The sequence below is a fragment of the uncultured Amnibacterium sp. genome, assembly GCF_964244015.1.
GTDB lineage: Bacteria > Actinomycetota > Actinomycetes > Actinomycetales > Microbacteriaceae > Amnibacterium.
Genome location: NZ_CAXTHO010000036.1, coordinates 1 through 4,223 on the forward strand (window position 1 = coordinate 1; position 4,223 = coordinate 4,223).

The following is a 4,223-nucleotide window of genomic DNA, read 5'->3' on the forward strand; positions in this document are numbered from 1 at the left end:
ATCAGGGGATTCGGCAGGCGCTCCGCGCCGCCGAATCCCCTGATCCGTGAACACCGCCTTACAGCAGTGCGCGGAGGTAGCGCTCCGTGAAGCGCTGCTGGAGCAGGAGTCCGACGGGTGCCGCGAGCGAGTACGGGAACGCCGGATGGGAGAGCGCGCGCAGCTCGAAGACGGTCTCGGGTCCGACGCGACGGACGAGGAACGCCTCCTCCCCCACCTCCGGATGGCCGGGCAGGGTGCCGTAGGCGAACCCGACCAGATCCGGGCTCTGCAGCACGCGCGTGACCCGGAACGGCGCCCGAACCGGGCGACCGAGCACGGGGACGACCACGGCGCCCTCGAGGCCCTCGGAGGCTCGGGGCGCGTCGTCGCCGCTGACGGACAGCACCGCGATGCCGCTGCGACGCTGGACAGCCCAGTCGAGGACCTCCTCGGCGGCGTCCTCGAACCGTGCGGCCGTGCCGATCACGGTTCGCCGGAGCAGCCTCCGGTACCCGCGCGGCGTCTCGTCATCGAGCACGGCGCCCGGCAGGAAGTCGAACGTGAACCGGCGCACTCAGCCCGCGTAGCTCGGGTGGAGCGCTCGCACGATGCGCTCGTCGACCTTGCGCTGCTGCGCCTCGGCGGTGTTCCGTGCGAGGCGGCCGAGGCGGGACACGGGTGCCGCCCACAGCGAGCGCAGCGTGACCCAGACGGCGTCGTCGCCGTCGTGCTCGACGACGAGGAAGCGCTCGGCGACCTCCGAGTGGCCCGTCATGGAGCCGTAGACGAAGCCGATCCGGCCCGGCTCGTCGATGACGCTGAGGACCTTCACGCGGCCGGTCGTCACGACGGGCTCGACGGCGGCGACCATCGCCGTCATGCCCGGGGTGATCCACGGCGTGCCGTCCTCCAGGAACAGCGGGCCGGAGCCGCGCGGGGAGAGCGTCGCGGCCTCGGCGCGCACGTCGTCGACCCGGTAGCCGGCGGAGCGGAGCGCGCCCCACGTCATCAGCGACCGGCCCGCGAGGTCGAAGCGGCGGGCGCCGCTGCCGATGCGGTGCCGGTACTCGGCCGACTTGAACCCGCTGGGCGGGAACGAGATGACGTCGGGTCGCGCCGTGACACCGATGGCGGCGTAGTTGAGCCCGTGGTCGGGTGCGGCTGCCGCGCCTCCTCGGCGCAGCGGACCGCCGACCGTGCGGACGGCGCTCACTTCCTGGGACCGTCCGTGTCGCCGGAGAGCGCCGCGATGAACGCCTCCTGGGGGACCTCGACGCGACCGATGGTCTTCATGCGCTTCTTGCCCTCCTTCTGCTTCTCCAGCAGCTTCCGCTTGCGGGTGATGTCACCGCCGTAGCACTTGGCTAACACGTCTTTGCGCATCGCCCTGATCGACTCGCGGGCGATGATGCGAGCGCCGATCGCGGCCTGGATCGGGACCTCGAACTGCTGGCGCGGGATCAGCTTCTTCAGGCGCTCCGTCATGAGCACGCCGTAGGCGTACGCCTTGTCGCGGTGGACGATCGCGCTGAACGCGTCGACGCGCTCGCCCTGCAGCAGGATGTCGACCTTGACCAGGTCCGCCTCCTGGTCGCCGACCGGCTCGTAGTCGAGGGAGGCGTACCCGGCGGTGCGGCTCTTCAGCTGGTCGAAGAAGTCGAACACGATCTCGCCGAGCGGGATCGTGTAGCTGATCTCGACGCGCTCCTCCGACAGGTACTCCATGCCGATCAGCGCACCGCGGCGGGACTGGCAGAGCTCCATGACGGTGCCGACGTAGTCCTTCGGCGCGAGCACCGCGGCCTTCACCATCGGCTCGCGGACGGCGGAGACCTTCCCGATCGGGAACTCGCTCGGATTGGTGACGGTCACCTCCTGCCCGTCGTCCGTCGAGACCTCGTAGATCACGGACGGCGCGGTGGCGATCAGGTCGAGCCCGAACTCGCGCTCGAGCCGCTCGGTGACGATCTCGAGGTGCAGCAGCCCGAGGAACCCGCAGCGGAAGCCGAAGCCCAGCGCGACGGAGGTCTCGGGCTCGTAGACCAGCGCGGCATCGGAGAGCTTCAGCTTGTCGAGCGCCTCCCGCAGGTCCGGGTAGTCGGCCCCGTCGATCGGGTAGAGCCCCGAGAACACCATCGGCTTCGGCTCCGTGTAGCCGGGAAGCGCCTCCGTCGCCGGCTTCGTCGCCGTCGTGACGGTGTCGCCGACCTTCGACTGGCGCACGTCCTTCACGCCCGTGATCAGGTAGCCGACCTCGCCGACCCCCAGCCCCTGCGTCGGCGTCGGCTCCGGGGAGGAGACGCCGATCTCGAGGATGTCGTGAGCGGCACGCGTCGACATCATCTGGATGCGCTCGCGCGGGGAGAGCTTCCCGTCGACCATCCGGACGTAGGTGATGACGCCGCGGTAGGCGTCGTAGACGGAGTCGAAGATCGCCGCGCGAGCGGGCGCCTCCGGATCCCCCGTCGGTGCCGGGATGCGCTGGACGACGCGGTCGAGCAGCTCGGTGACGCCGACGCCGGTCTTGCCGGAGACCCGCAGCACCTCGTCGGGGTCGCCGCCGATCAGGTTCGCGAGCTCCCTGGCGTACTTGTCCGGATCGGCGGCGGGCAGGTCGATCTTGTTCAGGACGGGGATGATCTCGAGGTCGTTGTCGAGCGCCAGGTACAGGTTCGCGAGCGTCTGCGCCTCGATCCCCTGCGCCGCGTCGACCAGCAGGATCGCGCCCTCGCAGGCGGCGAGGGAGCGGGAGACCTCGTAGGTGAAGTCGACGTGGCCGGGGGTGTCGATCATGTTCAGCGCGAACACGTCGTCACCGACCTGCCATGGCATGCGCACGGCCTGGCTCTTGATCGTGATGCCGCGCTCGCGCTCGATGTCCATCCGGTCGAGGTACTGCGCGCGGGCGTCGCGGTCGGAGACGATCCCGGTGATGCCGAGCATCCGGTCGGCGAGCGTCGACTTCCCGTGATCGATGTGGGCGATGATGCAGAAGTTGCGGAGTCGCGCCGGGTCCGTGGCTGCGGGCTGGAGGGGTGTCAGGGCGCGGGGCATGGCGCCGACAGTCTCTCCTACGGCGCGCTCTACTAGCGTCGAGCCGTGCCGACGCCCGACTTCATCCTGCGCCTCCGCGAGCGGATCGGGCACATCCCGCTCTGGCTCGTGGGCACCACGGCCGTCGTCGTCGACCGAGACCGCCTCCTGCTCGTGAAGCGCGCGGACACGGGCGAGTGGACCCCGGTGGCCGGGATCGTCGAGCCCGGCGAGCACTCGGCCGACGCCGCCGAGCGCGAGGTGTGGGAGGAGGCACGGGTGCGCGCCGTCGTGGAGCGGCTCGCCGCCGTGGGCGTGACGCAGGAGTACGAGTACCCGAACGGCGACCGGACCCGCTTCACCGACCACACCTACCGCCTCCGGTACGTCTCGGGCGAGCCGGAGGTGGGCGACGACGAGTCGACGGACGCCGGCTGGTTCCCCCTCGACGCCCTGCCCGAGATCCCGGAGCGCTACCTCGCCCGCATCCACCGCGCGCTCGCTCCGGGCACCGAGACCCTCCTGATCCGCGACGCCGAGGGCTGATTCCGTTTTGAAGGAGTCTCAGCGCCGAAGGCCCGCAAACTCCTTCAAAACGGAACACGGGGACCGGCTGTCACCGGGACGTGGCACCGTCTGCGGGTGACCGAGACCCGCACCGCCGCGCTCGCCGTGCTCCGCACCCTCGTCGGGCGGGAGGACGCCGACTTCCACGAGGGCCAGTTCGCGGCGATCTCCTCGATCGTCGACGAGTCGCGCCGCGCGCTCGTCGTGCAGCGGACCGGGTGGGGCAAGTCCGCCGTGTACTTCGTCGCCACGAAGCTGCTGCGCGACCGCGGCGCCGGACCCACCCTGCTCGTCTCCCCCCTGCTCGCCCTCATGCGCGATCAGGTTGCCGCGGCCGCTCGGGCGGGGGTGCGCGCCGCCTCCATCGACTCGGCGAACCCGCACCTGTGGGACGACGTGCGCTCGCGGCTGGAGGCGGACGAGATCGACGTGCTGCTCGTGTCGCCGGAACGCCTGAACAACCCGGACTTCCGGGACACGCAGCTGCCGGCGCTCATCGCCCGGACCGGGCTGATCGTCATCGACGAGGCGCACTGCATCTCCGACTGGGGGCACGACTTCCGGCCGGACTACCGGCGCCTGCGGGAGCTGGTCGCGACGGCGGGCCGCACACCGGTGCTCGCGACCACCGCGACCGCGAA

5 protein-coding genes are annotated in these 4,223 nt (G+C 71.1%); 2 read left to right on the plus strand and 3 right to left on the minus strand.

The window, feature by feature from the left end:
* Nucleotides 1–58 precede the first annotated feature (58 nt).
* From ACFE67_RS06090 to lepA, 3 genes are read right to left on the minus strand one after another with little or no spacing between them, the layout of a single operon-like run.
* Nucleotides 59–556: a DUF1990 family protein gene (locus ACFE67_RS06090; RefSeq protein WP_375405979.1), complete on the minus strand. Its 498-nt coding sequence runs from the start codon at nucleotides 554–556 to the stop codon at nucleotides 59–61.
* Nucleotides 557–1,195 (minus strand): DUF1990 family protein, encoded by a 639-nt coding sequence (locus ACFE67_RS06095; protein WP_375405980.1) that lies wholly within the window; start codon nucleotides 1,193–1,195, stop codon nucleotides 557–559.
* On the minus strand, nucleotides 1,192–3,036 hold the full coding sequence (lepA, locus tag ACFE67_RS06100; RefSeq protein WP_375405981.1) for a translation elongation factor 4: 1,845 nt from the start codon (nucleotides 3,034–3,036) through the stop codon (nucleotides 1,192–1,194). The genes ACFE67_RS06095 and lepA overlap by 4 nt, the downstream gene beginning before the upstream one ends.
* 45 nt (nucleotides 3,037–3,081) lie before the next feature.
* On the opposite strand from lepA, the gene ACFE67_RS06105 reads away from it, so the two are divergent.
* Together ACFE67_RS06105 and ACFE67_RS06110 are read left to right on the plus strand one after the other, a co-directional pair.
* Nucleotides 3,082–3,561 carry an NUDIX domain-containing protein gene (locus ACFE67_RS06105; RefSeq protein ID WP_375405982.1) on the plus strand — a complete coding sequence of 160 codons (480 nt, stop codon included), beginning with the start codon at nucleotides 3,082–3,084 and terminating at the stop codon, nucleotides 3,559–3,561.
* Between the two features lie 96 nt (nucleotides 3,562–3,657).
* The coding region (locus ACFE67_RS06110) for a DEAD/DEAH box helicase (RefSeq protein WP_375405983.1) at nucleotides 3,658–4,223 on the plus strand (566 nt) is incomplete at its 3' end.

What these genes read in the sequence shown, in the direction of transcription:
- lepA (WP_375405981.1), bottom strand. Translation starts at nt 3,036, where the DNA reads ATGCCCCGCGCCCTGACACCCCTCCAGCCCGCAGCCACGGACCCGGCG.